General features: G+C 53.0%; 16 protein-coding genes. 13 read left to right on the forward strand and 3 right to left on the reverse strand.

The annotated features are described in order from the left end of the window. Positions 1 to 108 precede the first annotated feature (108 nt). Together lrgB and FD30_RS04630 are read right to left on the reverse strand one after the other, a co-directional pair. Entirely contained in the window at positions 109 to 915 is an 807-nt protein-coding gene (lrgB, locus tag FD30_RS04625) for an antiholin-like protein LrgB (protein ID WP_056944091.1), read from the reverse strand. A gap of 45 nt (positions 916 to 960) precedes the next feature. Beyond that, positions 961 to 1,404, reverse strand: coding sequence for a CidA/LrgA family protein (locus FD30_RS04630; RefSeq protein WP_225426490.1), 444 nt, complete (start codon positions 1,402 to 1,404; stop codon positions 961 to 963). A 412-nt stretch (positions 1,405 to 1,816) separates the two neighbouring features. On the opposite strand from FD30_RS04630, the gene FD30_RS04635 reads away from it, so the two are divergent. Continuing rightward, on the forward strand, positions 1,817 to 2,911 hold the full coding sequence (locus tag FD30_RS04635) for a glycosyltransferase family 4 protein (RefSeq protein WP_056944092.1): 1,095 nt from the start codon (positions 1,817 to 1,819) through the stop codon (positions 2,909 to 2,911). Between the two features lie 38 nt (positions 2,912 to 2,949). On the opposite strand, the gene FD30_RS04640 is transcribed toward FD30_RS04635, so the two are convergent. After that, a complete protein-coding gene (locus FD30_RS04640; RefSeq protein WP_056944093.1) occupies positions 2,950 to 3,618 on the reverse strand; it encodes a YigZ family protein in 669 nt (222 codons plus the stop codon). A gap of 78 nt (positions 3,619 to 3,696) precedes the next feature. On the opposite strand from FD30_RS04640, the gene FD30_RS04645 reads away from it, so the two are divergent. The 12 genes from FD30_RS04645 (at position 3,697) to pstB (ending at position 17,797) form a co-directional block, all read left to right on the forward strand. After that, positions 3,697 to 5,007, forward strand: a complete 1,311-nt coding sequence (locus FD30_RS04645; RefSeq protein WP_056944094.1) for an ATP-dependent helicase ComFA — start codon at positions 3,697 to 3,699, stop codon at positions 5,005 to 5,007. Beyond that, positions 5,004 to 5,681: a ComF family protein gene (locus tag FD30_RS04650; RefSeq protein WP_056944095.1), complete on the forward strand. Its 678-nt coding sequence runs from the start codon at positions 5,004 to 5,006 to the stop codon at positions 5,679 to 5,681. The genes FD30_RS04645 and FD30_RS04650 overlap by 4 nt, the downstream gene beginning before the upstream one ends. Before the next feature lie 137 nt (positions 5,682 to 5,818). After that, entirely contained in the window at positions 5,819 to 6,379 is a 561-nt protein-coding gene (gene hpf / locus FD30_RS04655) for a ribosome hibernation-promoting factor, HPF/YfiA family (RefSeq protein ID WP_024747650.1), read from the forward strand. 249 nt (positions 6,380 to 6,628) lie between these two features. After that, a complete protein-coding gene (secA, locus tag FD30_RS04660) occupies positions 6,629 to 8,992 on the forward strand; it encodes a preprotein translocase subunit SecA (RefSeq protein ID WP_056944096.1) in 2,364 nt (787 codons plus the stop codon). A 494-nt stretch (positions 8,993 to 9,486) separates the two neighbouring features. Continuing rightward, positions 9,487 to 10,603 (forward strand): peptide chain release factor 2 gene (gene prfB, locus FD30_RS04665; protein WP_147000029.1). Its coding sequence is split into 2 segments (ribosomal slippage): positions 9,487 to 9,558 and positions 9,560 to 10,603, totalling 1,116 coding nucleotides; the frame shifts between segments, so codons are not numbered across the junction. A gap of 114 nt (positions 10,604 to 10,717) precedes the next feature. Further along, positions 10,718 to 11,872, forward strand: coding sequence for a PDZ domain-containing protein (locus FD30_RS04670; RefSeq protein ID WP_056944098.1), 1,155 nt, complete (start codon positions 10,718 to 10,720; stop codon positions 11,870 to 11,872). A 3-nt stretch (positions 11,873 to 11,875) separates the two neighbouring features. After that, positions 11,876 to 12,583 carry a response regulator transcription factor gene (locus FD30_RS04675; protein WP_024747654.1) on the forward strand — a complete coding sequence of 236 codons (708 nt, stop codon included), beginning with the start codon at positions 11,876 to 11,878 and terminating at the stop codon, positions 12,581 to 12,583. Continuing rightward, on the forward strand, positions 12,576 to 13,937 hold the full coding sequence (locus FD30_RS04680) for a sensor histidine kinase (protein WP_056944099.1): 1,362 nt from the start codon (positions 12,576 to 12,578) through the stop codon (positions 13,935 to 13,937). Before FD30_RS04675 ends, FD30_RS04680 begins: the two co-directional genes overlap by 8 nt. A 307-nt stretch (positions 13,938 to 14,244) precedes the next feature. Next, positions 14,245 to 15,129, forward strand: a complete 885-nt coding sequence (locus FD30_RS04685) for a phosphate ABC transporter substrate-binding protein PstS family protein (RefSeq protein ID WP_056944100.1) — start codon at positions 14,245 to 14,247, stop codon at positions 15,127 to 15,129. Then, positions 15,129 to 16,070, forward strand: a complete 942-nt coding sequence (gene pstC, locus FD30_RS04690; RefSeq protein WP_024747657.1) for a phosphate ABC transporter permease subunit PstC — start codon at positions 15,129 to 15,131, stop codon at positions 16,068 to 16,070. The genes FD30_RS04685 and pstC overlap by 1 nt, the downstream gene beginning before the upstream one ends. Further along, positions 16,070 to 16,957: a phosphate ABC transporter permease PstA gene (gene pstA / locus FD30_RS04695; protein WP_056944101.1), complete on the forward strand. Its 888-nt coding sequence runs from the start codon at positions 16,070 to 16,072 to the stop codon at positions 16,955 to 16,957. The genes pstC and pstA overlap by 1 nt, the downstream gene beginning before the upstream one ends. 51 nt (positions 16,958 to 17,008) lie before the next feature. Further along, positions 17,009 to 17,797 (forward strand): phosphate ABC transporter ATP-binding protein PstB, encoded by a 789-nt coding sequence (pstB, locus tag FD30_RS04700; RefSeq protein ID WP_225426491.1) that lies wholly within the window; start codon positions 17,009 to 17,011, stop codon positions 17,795 to 17,797. Positions 17,798 to 17,800 lie beyond the last annotated feature (3 nt).

Here is a 17,800-nt window from a genome sequence, read left to right on the forward strand (position 1 = left end):
CTCATCATAAAACATTGATTTAACAACATTCTTATTGACAAGACGTAGAAAAAACGTCCCACCAATTGGTAGGACGTTTCTGAAAGTGAATTTCACAAAAGTTTAGGTTTAGTAGAGACCCATCATCTGTGCGAATGGTGGAACCACGATGTCCACAACAATCGACACAACAACCACGGCGATGGAAGCCATGGAACCTTGGATGGACCCTAATTGGATAGCCTTGGCAGTACCAACGGCGTGTCCAGAAGTCCCTAACCCAAGTCCGGCACCAATCGGGTCGGAGTTCAGACGGAAGATCTTAACTAAGAAGTCACCCAAGGCGTAGATCAAGACGGCGTTGATGATGCAGGCCATGGCCGTAATAGCGGAATTCCCACCAACGGAAGTGGCAACTGGCATCGCAATCGCAGTGGTTGCGGCTTGTGGTAACATGGACGCAATCCCAGAGTTGTCCAGGCCGAACAGCTTGGCAACAAAGTAGATGACGAACAGGGAAATAACCAACCCAATGATCAGGGAAAGGATAATTTCCAACCAGAAACGCTTAACGATATCGTTCCGACGGTACAGCGGAATCGCGAACGCAATCGTTGCAGGGTTCAGGAACCAGAAGATAATGTTCCCACCTGGTAAGTAAGCGGACTTGTAGAACGTTGCAGTGTCCGTTCCGAAGGCCTTAGCCATCAAGAACAGAATGAAGATCCCTAAGACCATCCCAACGAACAGTGGTTGGAATAAGAAGAACCCTTTACTAATCTTGAAGAGCCATTGACCAATTAAGTAAACCATTAATGAAAGAAAAATACCAAAGATAGCATTACCGGCAGAAGCACCAGCGGCGTTAGTCCCGAGGGCGTCGCCGAGCCATTTTCCCCAAACTGCCATATGTGGGGTAGCAGCTAAACTAATCATCATTTATTCATCCTTTTCTGTGTGATGTCGTAAACGGTCGAACGTTTATTCTTCGACTTCAGTGTTACGATGGAAGACGTGCCGGCTTAACCACATGAAGCCAGCGGTCGTGTAGGCGATGCAGATTAACATCACAATCGTCGCAATGATCGTAACCAACACAATCTGAACCCCTTGAGTTCTCATGATATCCAAGTTTGCGGCCATTTGGATCCCAGATGGGACGAACAAGAAGGCAATCAAACTAATCATGAAATCCCCAAACTTGGCAACGTTCCGTAGCTTAACGATCTTAGTGCAAAGTAAGACGTACAGAATGACCAGACCCATAACGGGCGTTGGAACAGGGAAGGATGCAGGGAACAATGGGGACAACAGGCTAGATACGAATAAAATAGCCGCGAAAATACCCATTTGAATTAAGATAGGTGAATCTTGTTCTTCCTTAGCTGTTTCGGTCGTCTTTGAAGCTTTATCATTAGCAGCCAATAGAAAAATCTCCTTTCAAAATACAAACCAGAAGTAACGGACAGCTAGAAAGATTTCACAAGGAAAAAAGATAAATAGCTCAGATACGAAATGAAATGTGAAACCTTTCTCAATGACACAAACTTATTATATGGCTTTTTGCTAATTTGCACAAGACAAATCTGCCTATTTTCGCGGGATTGCTTGCGCATTTGTGCACGGAAATCGCGAAAAATGCGGTAGGGAAGCGGTTACACAAAGTTTTGTAAAAACTTATTTATTCACAAGGGAATGGCCGGTTCTCTTGTGAAGATTTGCAGTAAAGGTTACAAACTGTTCGAATGCGGTCCGAAAGAGAAAACGTGGTTGTGTTTAATTTCGGAGCTTTGTATAATTAGCAGGAGACTCATTTAGAATAGAAAGAGGAGTCCATATGAAATTTGAGATTATCGTTAGCCTATTTGCTACCATGATTATCTCTGCGGTCCTCACACCGTTTGTGCGCCGATTTGCGTTCAAAATCGGGGCCGTAGATAAACCCAACCAGCGACGGGTGAATAAGATCCCCATGCCGACGTTGGGCGGGTTAGCGATTTTTATCGCGTTTACCTTCTCCACCATGTTCCTGTTGCGCAATCAAATGCCTACGCAACAACTCTGGGGCCTGTTCGGCGGTGAATGTATCATCGTTGCCGAAGGGATGATTGATGATGTTTATGAATTAAAACCGCACCAAAAGGTGATTGGGCAGCTCTTGGCGGCCGTTGAAGTCTACTTTGTGGCCGAGGTACGGATGCGTTACCTGACCTTACCGTTCATCGGGACCTGGCACCTGGGGCTCTTGGCATTACCGATTACCCTGTTATGGATTGTCGCCATTATCAACGCCATTAACCTGATCGATGGGTTGGATGGCCTGGCGACCGGGGTTTCGATTATTGCGTTGACCACCACCGGGATTACCGGCTTGTTCTTCTTGAACCTGGCGAACACTTGGGTTGCGATTATGATTTTTGCGTTGGTGGCCGCCATGGTTGGCTTCCTTCCTTATAACTTCTTCCCAGCTCGAATCTATCTAGGCGATACGGGGGCCCAGTTTATCGGGTTCATGATTGCCTGCTTCTCCCTGTACGGGTTGAAGAACGTGACGTTTATTTCGGTGATCATCCCCGTGATCATTTTAGGGGTGCCAATCACCGATACCGTTTACGCCATGATTCGGCGTATTCTGAACCGGCAGCCCATCTCCCACGCGGATAAGCACCATTTGCATCACCGGTTGATGCAGCTGGGTTTGACCCACCGGCAGACGGTCCTAGTGATCTACGGGATTGCGTTGATCTTCTCGTTCATCGCCTTGCTGTACCCCTTATCCACGATTTGGGGCTCGGTCCTGTTGACCATCGCCATCTTGATTGGTTTGGAACTCTTCGTGGAAGCGATTGGGTTGGTCGGGTCGAACCGTCAGCCGCTATTGCACTGGATTAAGCGGATTGTGAAGCAGTTTACTTCGAAAACATCGGATTAAAAAAGCCTACCATTTTAGTGGTAGGTTTTTTCTTATGGCTAAGATTCAGCCGATTCATGGCTGGTGGCGTGGACGTCGACGGGGACTTCATGGTAGTCGATGGCGCCTAGCGTCATGGTCAGCCGGTTGCTGAGTAGGTCAGTCAACGCTTGCTGGGTCTGGTCTACCACGGGCAGGTCGACGGCGATGGTGACCGTGACGGCCGTGGTGTAGTCGGTCTCTAAGACGCTGATCTGGTTTTCCGTCAGGTAGTGGTTCAACAAGTCATAGTTGGGGTAGTCGACCGTGATCTGGATGGCGCGCTGCCGGACCCGCTTGACCACGCCCACGGCCTCGATACCGGTCGAAGTGGCATTGCTGTAAGCCCGGATCAAGCCGCCAGCGCCAAGCTTGATGCCCCCGAAGTACCGGGTGACCACGGCGATACTATTATGCAGGTGGTTTCGCTGGAGGACGGTCAGAATGGGCACACCAGCGGTCCCGGACGGCTCACCGTTATCACTTTCCCGCTGAATCTCGTCGTGGTCGCCCAGTAGGTAGGCCCAGCAGTGGTGGGTGGCCTTGGGCTCACGTTTGATGATCTCGGCGATGAAGGCTTTGGCTTGCTTTTCCGTGGCCACCCGCCCCAGGTCGGCGATGAAGCGGGATTTTTTAATTTCCAGTTCGTGATGACCGGCTGCTTGAATCGTTAAATAATCGGTTTCCATCAAAACACCTTTTTTCGAATTTTTGGAACGTGTTCCCGGAACTAACTGGTAAGCCACGACTAAAAAGGAGGTCCGACCATGGGTGACGCGACGTTGTGGTTCGGCCGGCGACTCCCCGTACCGGGGCCCGCGACACAACCGGGAAAGCCGGCGTTGGTGGCGCACCATCAGCAGTGGCGCTGCCAACGGTGCCAGCAGGTGGTCCCCCCGGGCGATGAGTTGCCCGAACACGTTCCTTACTGCCGCCAGTGTCTCAATCTAGGACGACTAACGGCTCACACTAAATTATACACTATTACGGAGCCCAATCGCTTCTCACGGGTTGTAGATGGGGGACTGACTTGGCAAGGTCACCTCAGCGACCACCAACAGCGGGCCGCGCAAGAACTCCTGCAGCGGGTCCGTCACCAAGAATCCCAGTTGTTATGGGCCGTAACGGGAGCCGGCAAGACGGAGATTGTGTACCCCGCGCTGGCCTGGGCGCTGGCTCAGGGGTGGCGGGTCGCGTGGGCCTCACCGCGGGTAGACGTGTGCCTGGAACTCGCGCCCCGGCTCGCACGCGATTTTGCGGCCATCCCCCAGGCCGTCCTCTACGGGGGTCAGCCCGTTCCGTACGCGTACCGTCAGTTGACCATCTGCACCACACATCAGCTATTACGTTTTGAACACGCCTTTGATCTGGTGATCGTCGATGAAGTCGACGCCTTCCCATTAGCCATGAATCCACTCTTACTGGGGGCAATCGACCGAGCGCAAAAGCCGCAAGGGTGTCGCTTGCTGTTGACGGCCACGCCGGACCGACAGCTTCAACGTCTAGTGGCCCACCACCAGCTCGCAGTGACCTATCTGCCACTGCGGTACCACGGTTACCTGTTGCCACCTTTGACGGTTCAATTGGCTTGGCGGTGGCGGGAGCAGCTGACCCGGGGGAAATTGCCGGCGGCGTTGATGCGGCGGGTTCGCCGCTATCACCACCAACAACAGTGCTTTTTGCTCTTCGTGCCCCACGTGGCAGACTTAGCGCCGGTGGTCCAGGTGTTACGACGATTAGGTCTGACTGACGGGACCACTGTCCACGCCCAGGATCCGGACCGCCAAGCCAAGGTACAGCGGATGCGCGATGGCGACTTGACGTATTTGGTGACCACCACGATTCTGGAGCGGGGCGTGACGTTTCCTAACGTGATGGTCCTGATCTTGGGTGGGGATGACCCGGTCTTCTCCACCGCGGCGCTGGTCCAGATTGCCGGACGGGTGGGGCGCCACCGGGACCATCCCCGGGGAGACGTGGTGAGTTACTGTCAGAGCCAGACTCTGACGGTACGGCGGGCGCAGCGGATGATTGTCCAGCTGAATCGGCGGGGCCGGCAGTTAGGTGGCCGCCCATGAGGCCCGGCTGTGTCTGGTGCGGGCGTCGCTTCCAGCCGCAGATTTCGTTGGCCGACCTGTTGCGGTGGGCGCCGTTGCCGCAACCCCAAGTCTGTGTGGCCTGTGCCCAGCGCCTGAAGCCCATCACGGGTCCGCGATGTCCCGCCTGTGGTCGTGCTCAGGCCACGGCGACAATCTGTTACGATTGCGAACGCTGGGGGGATGACTTCGTAAATCACGCGGTTTTTCCTTACAATTCTGACCTCAAGGCCTACATGCAACAGTACAAGTTTCAGGGGGATTACCGCTTACGCGAAGTGATGCAGCCGATTTTAAGGCGGGCTTTAGCTCGGGAAGTGTACGATGTCTTGGTACCGATTCCCGTGGCCGCTGAGACTTGGCGGACTCGGGGGTTCAATCAGGTGACCGCTTGGCTCACGGACCAGCCGTATCAGCAGGCGTTGGTGGTGCGGGAGGCAACGAAATCCCGGCCCCAATCCAGTAAGACGCGCCAGGAACGGTTACGGGCCCAGCAACCCTTTCAATTGGCCCCTAATGCGGCAATGGTCCTGCAGAATCAGCGGGTCTTACTCCTAGATGACGTCTACACTACCGGCCGCACGATTCGGCACGCAGCCCAACAAATTTATTTAGGCGGCGCGGAAACGGTTACCAGCTTGACTTTGGCCCGTTGATGGGCCGAAAAGGTTAGGTAGAATAATTGTCTATCGAAGCGCTTTCTATTATAATAATAGTAAGCAAAGCACCGAAGAGTGGTCCTTCTAGTGCTAAGCAAGCCAAGCAATCTCTTGGCTGAAGGGAGAGAAGTTTTATGCTCACATTTAATATTCGTGGTGAAAACATCGAAGTTACTGACGCAATCCGGGATTACGTTCAGAAGCGCATCAGCAAGTTAGAGAAATATTTCGAAAACAACGTTGAGGCAATTGCGCATGTCAACCTGAAGGTCTACCAAAACAAGACGGCTAAGGTTGAAGTAACCATCCCGCTCCCATACTTGACTTTACGGGCTGAAGAAACCTCGCCAGACCTGTACGCCAGTGTTGATCTGGTTACGGACAAGCTGGAACGGCAGATTCGGAAGTTCAAGACTAAGGTCAACCGGAAGTCACGTGAGAAGGGCTACAAGAACCTTGACTTTGTGCCAGCTGACACGGACGACAAGGCCAGTGACGACAGTAACGATCTCCAAGTTGTTCGGACAAAGCGGGTTTCGCTGAAGCCAATGGACAATGAAGAAGCCATCTTGCAGATGGACATGTTAGGGCATGACTTCTTTATCTACCAAGATGCTGAGACCGATGGCGTCAGCATCGTCTACCGTCGGAACGACGGTCGTTACGGCTTGATCGAAGCCGGCGACGAAGCTTAATCAGTTTTGAGAATAATCAAAGCGTCCGGGACAGGGTTCCCGGGCGTTTTTTGTCGAGGGAAAACGTCCGCATAACGGGGATGCCGATTTTCGGAACAAATCGCAAAAGAAAACGGTTTATATTTCGTTAACCGGGTCCGAGAGTTCCATCTTAGCTGGGATAGTGTTAAAATGTAGGTTGATTTATCGCAAAAGTATCGGTAACTTTTAAATAGAACGATTAAACAATGTACTGAAGGGAATTCTCACATGGCAAATATTTTGAAACGATGGGTCGAAAGTGATCGCCGGACTTTACGACGCCTAAGTAAGTTAGCGGATAAGGTTGGTGCCTACGCTGATGAATATGCACAGCTTTCAGATGATGATTTGAAGGCCAAAACACCAGAATTTAAGCAGCGCTATCAAAACGGCGAAACCTTGGACGACCTGTTACCTGAGGCCTTTGCTGCATGTCGGGAAGGTGCTCGCCGGGTACTTGGCTTGTACCCATTCCATGTTCAAATCATGGGGGGAATCGTCCTGCACGAAGGTAACATTGCTGAAATGAAGACCGGTGAAGGGAAAACCTTGACCGCGACCATGCCCGTATACTTAAATGCGATTGCGGGTAAAGGGGTCCACGTGGTGACGGTTAACGAATACCTGTCTGCACGGGATGCCACGGAAATGGGTGAGTTGTACAACTGGATGGGCTTAACGGTGGGGTTGAACTCTGCTGAAAAGACGCCAGATGAAAAGCGTGAAGCTTACAACGCCGACATCACTTACTCCACCAACGGGGAAATCGGGTTCGATTACCTGCGGGACAACATGGTGGTCTACAAAGAAGATATGGTTCAACGGCCATTGAACTTCGCCATTGTCGACGAAGTGGACTCCATCTTGATTGATGAAGCCCGGACGCCATTGATCATTTCCGGCCAATCTGAAGGAACCAGCCAACTGTACAAGCGGGTGGACCGGTTCGCCAAGACCTTACACGAAAAAGAAGACTTTAAGATCGACTTGGAATCCAAGACGGTGGCGTTGACTGACACCGGGATCGAAAAGGCTGAAAAATACTTCAACTTAAAGAACTTATACGACACAGATAATACGGCCTTGACCCACCACATGGACCAAGCCTTACGGGCCAACTTTATTATGTTGCGGGATAAGGACTACGTGGTTCAAGACGGCGAAGTCTTGATCGTTGATTCCTTTACCGGACGGGTCATGGAAGGTCGGCGTTACTCCGATGGGCTGCACCAAGCCATCGAAGCTAAGGAAGGCGTCGAGATTCAAGAAGAGACCAAGACCATGGCCAACATCACGTACCAAAACCTGTTCCGGATGTACACGAAGTTAGCCGGGATGACCGGGACGGCCAAGACTGAATCCGAAGAATTCCGAGAAATCTACAACATGGAAGTCATCACGGTTCCGACCAACAAGCCAGTCGTCCGGGTGGACCATCCGGATGTTCTGTACCCAACGTTGGAAGCTAAGTTCGACGCGGTTGTCCGGGAAATCAAAGAACTCCACGCTAAGGGCCAACCGATGTTAATCGGGACGGTGGCCGTGGAAACCTCTGAATACCTGTCTCAACGGTTGGACGATGAAAACATCCCGCACGTGGTCTTGAACGCCAAGAACCACGCCAAGGAAGCCGACATTATTCAAAACGCGGGTCAACGGGGTGCCGTGACGATTGCCACCAACATGGCCGGCCGGGGGACTGATATCAAGTTAGGACCCGGTGTGGTTGAACTGGGTGGCCTGGCCGTCATTGGGACGGAACGGCACGAGTCTCGCCGGATCGATAACCAACTTCGGGGACGTTCTGGTCGGCAAGGTGACCCTGGTATGACGCAGTTCTACCTGTCACTAGAAGATGACCTGATGCGGCGGTTCGGTTCCGACCGGGTCAAGGACTTCTTGAAGCGGATGAACGTGGATGGTGAAGATGCCGTGATTCGGAGTCGGATGATCACCAAGCAAGTTGAATCTGCTCAGAAGCGGGTCGAAGGGAACAACTACGATTCCCGAAAGAACGTTTTGCAATACGATGACGTGATGCGGCAACAACGGAACGTGATCTACGGCGAACGGAACCAGATCATTCAACAGGACAAGTCCCTGAAGTGGGTCTTGATGCCAATGATCAAGCGGACTGTGACCCGAGTGGTCAACCTGCACACGCAAGGCGACCAAGCTGATTGGGACTTAGATACCCTGTTAGACTTCGGAATTTCCGCGATGGTCTCACCAGATAAGATTAGTTTAGCGGACTTGAAGGACAAGACGGCTGACGAAATTATCGCCTTCTTCATGAATCTGGCGAATGAAGTTTACGATGAAAAGTCCAAGCAACTTTACGATCCAGCGCAGATGCTGGAATTCGAAAAGGTTGTGCTGTTGCGGGTCGTGGACTCACACTGGACGGACCACATCGATGCCATGGACCAGTTGCGGCAATCCATTGGGTTGCGGGGCTACGGTCAATTGAACCCACTGGTTGAATACCAACAAGATGGGTTCCGGATGTTCGAAGAAATGATCTCCGACATCGATTACGATGCAACGCGGTTGTTCATGAAGTCCGAAATTCGGCAGAACATTACGCGGTAATCAAGTGAACGTTTAAACGGAGCGGGAAGAGATTCCGGCTCCGTTTTAGTATCTGACCAGCAACTGGTCGTGGTACACTTAAGACAGTAACGGGTTAACGACGCGTTGTTTCCAGTCAGATTCGGTCTGGTGGGATATTCGCCTTACCGGGCGCGCGGTTCGTTCAGGCTGAAGCGTAAGACGTAGTTAATCCCAATTTTAAAGGTTAGGTGTTGTCAGCCATGGCGGTCTCGGATGGGTGCGTTTCATTCGGCAACACTAATTGGTTTAGTACTTTTGTGAGCCGTGAGGGCGGTCAGACAGGGCTCAGCCGTGAAATTTTCCTTGGTGAGCGGGTTTCAGCTCGCCTAGGAAAAGGCCAAGTTTGAAGACCTGGGCTTGGGGCTTCAAGTTGTGCCCACGGCGTTCCAGCCCTGTCTGACCGCCCGGTAAGGCGGATGAGACCGTCAGTGTTAGTGAAATTGTAAAAATTTAGCAAAAAAGGAGCCCATATCATGGAATTAAGTGATGCAAAACACGCAATTAGCACGATGCGTGACCAACTTGCCGGCTTTAGGAGGTCGCTTTGACTTTGATGCGCTGAACGAGAGCATCAGTGTCAATGAAGGCCAGATGGCAGAACCTGGGTTCTGGGATGATCCCCAGCAAGCCCAGAAGTTGATCGACGCGACGAACGACATGAAGAAAAAGGTCGAGGAATTCAAGACGTTGTCGGACCAGGTCGATGACTTGGAGGTCGCCGTGGAGCTCTTGAGTGATGAGCCGGATGCGGACATGCAGGCCGAATTCGACCAGAACTTCACCAAGGCCCAAGCGGCTTTGCGGCAGTATCGGTTGAACTTACTGTTGAACCAAAAGTACGACCACAATAACGCGTTGTTGGAAATTCACCCGGGAGCCGGGGGCACGGAATCGCAGGACTGGGGATCCATGTTGATGCGGATGTATCAACGTTGGGCAGACCAGCATAACTTCAAGGTCACGATTCTGGACTACCAACCCGGTGAAGTTGCGGGCCTTAGTAGCGCAACGCTGCTGATTGCTGGGCACAACGCTTACGGGTACCTGCGCTCGGAGAAGGGCGTGCACCGGTTAGTTCGAATCTCACCGTTTGACTCGGCGGGACGCCGGCACACCTCGTTTGCCTCGGTTGATGTCTTGCCCGAACTGGACGATTCCGTGGACGTGGAAATCAATCCTGCCGACTTGAAAGTCGACGTCTACCGGGCGTCCGGTGCTGGGGGACAACACGTCAACAAGACGTCTTCCGCGGTGCGGATCACCCACTTGCCGACGGGAATCGTCACTCAGAGTCAGGCTCAGCGGTCCCAACTGCAGAACCGGCAGACGGCGTTAGCCATGTTGCGGGCGAAGTTGTACGAACGCGAAGAAGAGAAGAAGGCCAAGGAGAAGGCGGCGCTGGAAGGTGACCAACTGGATATTGGCTGGGGATCGCAGATTCGCTCGTACGTCTTCCACCCATACACCATGGTGAAGGATCACCGGACCAACTACGAGACCAGTCAGGGCCAAGCCGTCATGGACGGCGACTTAGATCCGTTCATCGACGCCTTCTTACAGTGGAAGTTGAGTCAGAAGAATCCAGATTAACCACCGAATTTATTATAAATAAATTGGTTGAACGGGTAACGCGAATCACGTGTTGCCCGTTTTTGATTAATGCTATACTGTTGATAACGTTGTTTTAGGAAAGGTGTCGATTTCATGCGGACATTACTGGTCGTGGGCAGTTATTTACTCCAGCCCCTTTTATGGTTGGCTATTTTACGGATGTGGCTGACCAGTCGCGCGCGTATCAAGCGCGAACGCCATGATTTTAGCAGTGCGGTCTACAGTGACCACTTCGAATTGCGGCATATGTTGACGCAGGGCCTGGTCCTGGGTGTCGGCTTATCCGTGGTGAACCTGCTGGTGGGCTTGAGCTTGCCATTATTCTGGATTGTCATTTACGAGGCCTTATTAACGGTGTCGTTAGTGGTCCTTCCCACCACGGTCTTACCGGTGACCTTGATTGTGGTTAGCACGTTGCTGGCCAATTATGGCGGCGCGCTGTGGTCTGACCGTCCCAGTTTAGGGGCGACGGGGCTGAATTGGCATGCGGTGCCCGCGGCGAGTTTCTTGTGGCTTTTGGTCATCGTCTTCTTGGCTTTAGGCCACTGGGTCGCCCATTACGGTGGCCGGTTTGCGGCGCCACGAATTTACGCCAAGCAACGGGGCAAGCGGATTGCCGGCTACCCTTGGCGGGAATTGCTGATCATCCCGATGGTCACGCTGGTTCCGGGGGATTGGTTCACCAGCCAATGGTCATTCTGGCCGGTGCTGACCCTGCACGGACAGTCCTTTGCAATCCTGATTTTACCGTTACTTCTAGGCGTGCGCTTTACGGTCTTTCGGCAGGCGCCACAGGTCGTCTATCGGAATCTGGCCCGCAAGATGCTTTGGCTCGCCGCTGCGGCGGTGGTTCTGATGGCCTGGACGTTTTGGCGGCCGCAGGATCTGCCAGTGGCGATGGTGGCCCTGTTAGTTTGTTATGGCGGTTGTTTATGGCAAGCCAAACGTTATGATGAGCATCAGCCTTTCTGGTATTCTCAGGTCGACGATGGGGTCCGGGTCTTAGCGATTCGTCCCGGGACGCCGGCCAACAAGCTAGACTTGGCACCGGGCGACATCATTCTCGAGTGCAATCACCAGGCGGTCAATAGTGAAACGACCTTTTATGAAGCGTTATTGATCAATCCAACGTACTGTCATTTACGGGTACGTAATATGGCGGGAGAACTAAAAGTTACCGAAACGGCCATTTATTCCGGGGCACCACACGAAATCGGAATTGTTCTATTCAGAGATCAGGAGGGGTAAGTCATGAGTAGAGTGCTAGTCGTGGATGATGAACCAGCAATTGTGACGCTGTTGCAGTACAACTTGGAGCAAGCAGATTACCAAGTGGTGACGGCAATCGATGGGGAGCAGGCGTTGCAGTTGGCTCAGAACGAGCATTTTGATGTGATTCTATTAGATCTGATGTTGCCGAAGCTGGATGGCGTGGAAGTCACCAAGCGGTTGCGGCAAGAAAAAATCAAAACACCCATCATTATGATCACGGCCAAGACCAGTGAATTCGACACGGTCTTCGGGCTGGAACTGGGGGCGGACGATTACATTACCAAACCGTTTAGTCCCCGGGAAGTTCTGGCGCGGATGAAGGCGGTCATGCGGCGGTATCACGAAGATGCCGGACCGGTGACCACGGCCACTAACGGCCACGTGATTCAAATTGCTGGTCTCCGGATTGACCAGGATAAGTTCCAGGTCAAGCGGGGCGACCAGCCGATTGATTTAACCCCTAAGGAGTTCGAGCTCCTACTGTTTTTTGCCAAACGTCCGGGGAAAGTTTGGAGTCGTGAACAGTTGCTAGAAGGCGTGTGGGGCTTCGATTACAGTGGTCAGACGCGGATGGTGGACATTCACGTCTCCCATTTACGGGAAAAAATCGAGGCGGATCCCAAGCACCCGCAGTTATTGAAGACCGTGCGGGGATTCGGGTACACCTTCGAGGCGTCCCATGAGTAAGCGCTGGCTGTGGCTAAGCGGTCTGGGGTGCTGGGGCATCAACAGCTTGTTGGTGTGGTTGGTCCAACCGGCTTATCTCCACTGGGCCTTGGTCTTGGCGGGAATCGTGACCCTTGGTGAGTGGGGGCTGATTGCCTTAGGGTTGCGCTGGCTGGAAGAGCGAATCACGATTCTGACCAAAAAGGTTGAAAAGATTCGGCGTGAAGAGGCGCCCGCCCACGTGTTGCTGGCGCATAGCGACCCGTTTTATCAACTGGCCCTCCAGATCAATTACTTACAGACTCACCAGCGTAAGGTCCAACGCCGGATTGCGGGCCAGAACCAAGAGTTCGCGACCCTGTTAGACTACCTGCCAATCGGGGTCATGGTCATCGACCGGTACCGGAAGGTTGAACTGGCGAATCCCGCGATGGAGCAGTTCTTGCAACGTAAGATCTCGCCCCGGCGTCATCCATTTACCCAAGACGTGAACCAGTTTGAACTCGCTAGTCTGATCAACTCGGCGTTGGCTGAACGAAAGACGCAACACCAAGTCGTGAAGCTGGCGGGGATTCCTAACGACCGGACCGTCGACGTTCAGGCCATCTATACGGCCACATCGCAGGACTATTTCCAGGTCTTGGTTCTACTTTACGATGTGACCGAGGTCTACGCGGTTGAGCAGATGCAACTGGACTTCGTGTCGAACGCGTCCCATGAGTTGAAGACACCGGTCACGGCCATCTCGGGCTTTGCCAAGACCCTTTTGGCGGGGGCCAAGGATGATCCGGATAAGAGTGTTGAGTTCTTGAAAATCATTGACCAGCAGTGTGACCGTTTAGTCGAACTGATCAACGATGTATTGACCATCTCCCATATCGAATCGGGCAACGTAGTCGAGCTGGAGAAAGTTCCGGTCGGTCAACAAATTGCGAGTCAGATTCACCTGCTGCAACCCTTAGCGGCCGTTAACCAGGTGACATTGATCAACCAGGTGCCAGATGACCTTATCGTGACCACGGACCAGCGCAAGCTTGACCAGATTATAAAGAATGTGTTGAGTAACGCCATCAAGTATAACCGGCCGGAGGGCACCGTGACGGTCACCACGACCCAAAATGATCAGGCGTGGACGTTGACGGTCGCCGATACGGGAATCGGCATCTCGGCGCAAGACCAGTTGCGGGTCTTCGAACGGTTCTACAGAGCCGAGACTTCCCATTCGAACCAGCGGGTCAACGGTAGTGGGCTAGGCCTAGCCATTGTCCGGGAACTGGTCCGGGCTTTGGATGGGAAGTTAGACCTCCAGAGTCATCTGGATAAGGGGACCACGGTGACTTTGAGCTTCCCGCTAAAACCATCGACAACTGAATAAGTGCATTGGCGTGAACGGTAATCTGGTTACCGAACCGTCATCAATTCGAAGCGACCGCTGCTTACCTGTGAGGTAAGTGGCGGTCGTTTTGTGTAAGGCCGTCAAATGGTGATATGGCGGCTTTGACGAGAATGTTAAGCCTATTAGTGCCCCTTGATTTTTATGGGTAGTGATGGTTAGTTCGTCAACAATCGCAACATATTTACACAACCTTTACACTACTACTACATGAGATTTACATTTACCCGTTATACTGACAGTTGAAATGATGAGTCTTTTTTGGACTGATCGAATAGGAGGGAACAGTATGACGAAGAAACGGTGGTTTCAAGGAATTGGCCTGATTTTATTGGTCGCCTTGGGGGTGTTTGCCTACCAGACTCGGCAGGTCAGTCACGCCGGACAATCCATCACCGCCGTCGGGTCAACGGCCTTACAGCCTCTGGTTGAAGCAGCGGGCGAACAGTACACGGGTGAACATTTGGGGACGTTCATCAACGTACAAGGCGGTGGGACCGGGACGGGTCTGAGTCAGATTCAAGAAGGTGCCGTGCAGATTGGAAACTCGGATCTTTTTGCGTCTGAACAAAAGGGGATCACCAGTAAACAATTGGTCGATCACCGGGTCGCGGTGGTCGGCATCACACCCATCGTTAATCGAAAGAACGGCGTACAGAACCTGACGACCCAACAGTTGACGGCGGTCTTCACCGGCCAAGTCACGAATTGGAAGCAGGTGGGTGGCGCCGATCGGCCGATCGTCATCATTAACCGGGCCCAAGGCAGTGGGACCCGGGCGACTTTTGAGAAGTTCGGTATGAACGGGCACCGTTCCCGGACGGCTCAAGAACAGGATTCTTCGGGGATGGTCCGTCAGATCGTGGCGACCACGCCGGGGGCTATTAGCTATGTCGCCTTTTCGTACGTGGACAAGACGGTCGACGCCCTGCACCTGAATGGCGTTGCGCCGACGGAAGCCAACGTGATTGATAATCACTGGAAGATTTGGTCGTACGAACATCTTTACACCAACGGTCAACCTACGGGGCTGACCAAGGACTTTATCGCTTATGTGGAATCGCCTGCCATTCAGAAGACGTTGGTGCGGCAGTTGGGGTATCTATCCCCCGACCAGATGCACATTGAACGGGACGTGACGGGTAAGGTCACTCAGATTGGAGGCGCGCGGTAATGAAAGAACAGTCTACTTCAGTGGCGAGTTTAGAGCGCCAGTTAAAAAAGCATTCTAAGGCCGCTAAGCTCGAAGTCTGGGGACGCGTGGTCAGTTTTTCGGCGTTGGTCTTAATCGTCGCAGTCGTGGTCGCCATCATTGGTTTTGTGGCGTCTAAGGGTATTGCGACCTTTACCACCAATCACGTGAGTCTCTGGGACTTCCTAACGGGCAAGAACTGGAACCCGGGCATCAAGGATGCCCACGGCAAGCCCGAAGTTGGGGCGTTGTCAATGATTGTGGGGTCCTTTCTAATCACGATTCTCTCGGCGTTGATTGCGACCCCATTTGCGATTGGGACGGCGGTCTTCATGAATGAAATCTCACCTAACCGGGGGGCCAAGATTCTACGGCCAGTGACCGAGTTACTGGTGGGGATTCCTTCAGTTGTTTATGGGTTTATCGGGTTAAGCGTTGTGGTCCCGTTCACGCGGTCCGTCTTTGGCGGTAGCGGGTTCGGAATCCTTTCCGGGACCTTCGTCCTCTTCGTGATGGTCTTGCCTACGGTCACGTCGATGAGTGCCGATGCACTGCGGGCGGTTCCCCGGTTCTACCGGGAAGCCTCACTCGCCTTAGGGGCAACGCAGTGGCAGACCATCTACAAGGTAGTCTTGCGCGCCGCAACGCCAGGGCTGATGACGGCCGTGGTCTTCGGGATGGCCCGGGCCTTCGGTGAAGCCTTAGCCGTGCAAATGGTGATTGGGAATGCGGCGTTGATGCCGCACAGCCTGGTTGACCCGGCGGCGACGTTGACGTCCGTTCTGACGACGGGGATCGGGAACACGGTCATGGGGTCCTTACAAAACAACGCCCTGTGGTCCCTAGCACTGGTTCTATTACTGATGTCCTTAGTCTTTAACTTAATTGTCCGGCTGATTGGTCGAAAGGGGCGGTTGCAATAATGCATAAAGCAAAACTCCAAAATAAAATTGCCATCGGGTCCCTGTACGGGATTTCCGGTCTGGTGGTCTTGATCTTGGTCGCCCTGCTGGGGTACATCTTAGTCAGTGGCCTGCCACAACTGAGCTGGCACTTCTTAACGGCACCCGCGAAAGCCTTCTTGAAAGGCGGCGGGGTGGGGGTCCAACTCTTCAACTCGTTTTATCTCTTGATCTTAGCCATGTTGATTTCGTTTCCGATTGCGTTGGGGGCGGCAATTTACCTCTACGAATACGCGAAGGACAACTGGGTGACCAGTGCTGTCCGGACGGCGATTGAAATTCTAAGTTCGTTACCCTCAGTGGTAGTTGGATTATTCGGGTTCCTGTTCTTCGTGGTCAAGTTGCGCCTAGGGTTCTCGATTCTCTCGGGAGCCTTTGCATTGACCTTCTTCAACTTACCGCTGTTAACGCGGAGCATTGAAGATTCTCTGCGGACCGTTAGCGAGAACCAGCGGGAAGGTGGCTTGGCATTAGGGCTGTCCCGGTGGGAGACCGTCAACAAGATCATCTTACCGGCCGCGGTCCCGAGTATCCTGACCGGGGTGATCTTAAGTGCCGGACGGGTCTTTGGGGAAGCCGCCGCGTTGATTTACACGGCGGGCCAAAGTGCCCCGGCGTTAAACTTCGCGGATTGGAATCCGTTCAACATTTCGAGTCCGTTGAATCCGATGCGGCCAGCCGAAACGCTGGCGGTGCACATCTGGAAGATCAATTCGGAAGGCATTATGCCGGACGCCAAGGCCATTTCATCCGGGTCTTCGGCCGTGCTGGTGATTGCCATCTTACTCTTTAACTTTGCGGCCCGTTACTTGGGCAAACGATTATACAAACGCCTCACGTCGGCGTAAGGAGGGGTTGCCATGTTCGTCAATAATGATGTTCAAACGAATGCGAACGATATGCTGGAGCGGCACATCGTTCAACCTAACGATCCGCAGCACCCCATCGTGTTAGCGACGGAGGACCTGCACGTGTTCTATGGGAAGTCTGAAGCTTTATTCGAAGGAGACCTGCAGTTCGCGCAGAACCAGATTACCGCGTTGATTGGACCTTCGGGTTCCGGGAAGTCGACCTATTTACGGTCGTTGAACCGAATGAACGACCGCATTGCCACGGTCAAGGGGCGAATCATGTACCGGGGCGTCGATGTGAACCAACCAGACATCGACGTGTATGAGATGCGGCGGCGAATCGGGATGGTGTTCCAACGGCCCAATCCGTTTGCCAAGTCCATTTATGATAACGTGGCCTTTGCCTTACGTCTGCGGGGGGTGACTGGGAAAAAGAAGTTAGATGAATTAGTCGAAGTTTCGCTGCGACAAGCGGCGTTGTGGGACCAGGTCAAGGATGACTTGGGGCGGAGTGCCCTGGGGCTGTCCGGGGGACAAGCCCAACGGTTATGTATTGCCCGGGCCATCGCGTTGAAGCCGGATATCTTACTTCTGGACGAACCGGCCAGCGCCCTGGATCCCGTGTCGACCAGTCAGTTGGAAGACACGTTGTTGAAGCTCAAGGAGCAATACACGATTATTATCGTGACGCACAACATGCAACAAGCGGCGCGGATCAGCGAATATACGGCGTTCTTTAACCAGGGTCGGGTCCTGGAGTATGACACGACCAGCCATATTTTTACTAATCCACGGGTGCAAATCACCAGTGATTACGTTTCGGGGAACTTTGGTTAGGAG

Origin of the sequence: Levilactobacillus namurensis DSM 19117, from assembly GCF_001434785.1 — a bacterium.
Taxonomy (GTDB): domain Bacteria; phylum Bacillota; class Bacilli; order Lactobacillales; family Lactobacillaceae; genus Levilactobacillus; species Levilactobacillus namurensis.

What these genes read in the sequence shown, in the direction of transcription:
- pstB (WP_225426491.1), top strand. Translation starts at nt 17,009, where the DNA reads ATGCTGGAGCGGCACATCGTTCAACCTAACGATCCGCAGCACCCCATC.
- secA (WP_056944096.1), top strand. Translation starts at nt 6,629, where the DNA reads ATGGCAAATATTTTGAAACGATGGGTCGAAAGTGATCGCCGGACTTTA.
- FD30_RS04675 (WP_024747654.1), top strand. Translation starts at nt 11,876, where the DNA reads ATGAGTAGAGTGCTAGTCGTGGATGATGAACCAGCAATTGTGACGCTG.
- FD30_RS04640 (WP_056944093.1), bottom strand. Translation starts at nt 3,618, where the DNA reads ATGGAAACCGATTATTTAACGATTCAAGCAGCCGGTCATCACGAACTG.
- FD30_RS04645 (WP_056944094.1), top strand. Translation starts at nt 3,697, where the DNA reads ATGGGTGACGCGACGTTGTGGTTCGGCCGGCGACTCCCCGTACCGGGG.
- lrgB (WP_056944091.1), bottom strand. Translation starts at nt 915, where the DNA reads ATGATTAGTTTAGCTGCTACCCCACATATGGCAGTTTGGGGAAAATGG.
- pstC (WP_024747657.1), top strand. Translation starts at nt 15,129, where the DNA reads ATGAAAGAACAGTCTACTTCAGTGGCGAGTTTAGAGCGCCAGTTAAAA.
- FD30_RS04650 (WP_056944095.1), top strand. Translation starts at nt 5,004, where the DNA reads ATGAGGCCCGGCTGTGTCTGGTGCGGGCGTCGCTTCCAGCCGCAGATT.
- hpf (WP_024747650.1), top strand. Translation starts at nt 5,819, where the DNA reads ATGCTCACATTTAATATTCGTGGTGAAAACATCGAAGTTACTGACGCA.
- FD30_RS04670 (WP_056944098.1), top strand. Translation starts at nt 10,718, where the DNA reads ATGCGGACATTACTGGTCGTGGGCAGTTATTTACTCCAGCCCCTTTTA.
- FD30_RS04685 (WP_056944100.1), top strand. Translation starts at nt 14,245, where the DNA reads ATGACGAAGAAACGGTGGTTTCAAGGAATTGGCCTGATTTTATTGGTC.
- FD30_RS04635 (WP_056944092.1), top strand. Translation starts at nt 1,817, where the DNA reads ATGAAATTTGAGATTATCGTTAGCCTATTTGCTACCATGATTATCTCT.
- pstA (WP_056944101.1), top strand. Translation starts at nt 16,070, where the DNA reads ATGCATAAAGCAAAACTCCAAAATAAAATTGCCATCGGGTCCCTGTAC.
- FD30_RS04680 (WP_056944099.1), top strand. Translation starts at nt 12,576, where the DNA reads ATGAGTAAGCGCTGGCTGTGGCTAAGCGGTCTGGGGTGCTGGGGCATC.